At 66.7% G+C, this 237-nt stretch carries 1 pseudogene; it reads right to left on the bottom strand.

What is annotated here, in order from left to right:
- Positions 1–186 (bottom strand): annotated as a pseudogene (locus tag J0695_RS44235) (glutamate--cysteine ligase); the annotation flags it as partial.
- Positions 187–237 lie beyond the last annotated feature (51 nt).

Below are 237 nucleotides of genomic sequence, written 5' to 3'. Positions count from 1 at the left end.
CATCCGTGGCATGCCGTCGGAGCCGGTCAGATTCAGCTCTATCTCCAGCCCCATCAGATTCTTCGGCCGGTCGAACCGCCTCTCGTCCAGCAGCCTCTCCAGCCCCTCCAGACACTGCTGCAACTTCCTCCGGTACCTGCGCCGATCGGACAGGTCGAACCCGCCTGCCACGACCTTCTCCCCCATCGAAGCGTCCCTCCTCGAGCGGGTGGCCCACGGCGGCAGCCGCCGACGTCA

Source organism: Streptomyces beijiangensis, from assembly GCF_017315755.1.
GTDB lineage: Bacteria > Actinomycetota > Actinomycetes > Streptomycetales > Streptomycetaceae > Streptomyces > Streptomyces beijiangensis.
Note: the sequence above shows the minus strand (reverse complement) of the source record. Positions and strands in the feature narration are given on the sequence as shown.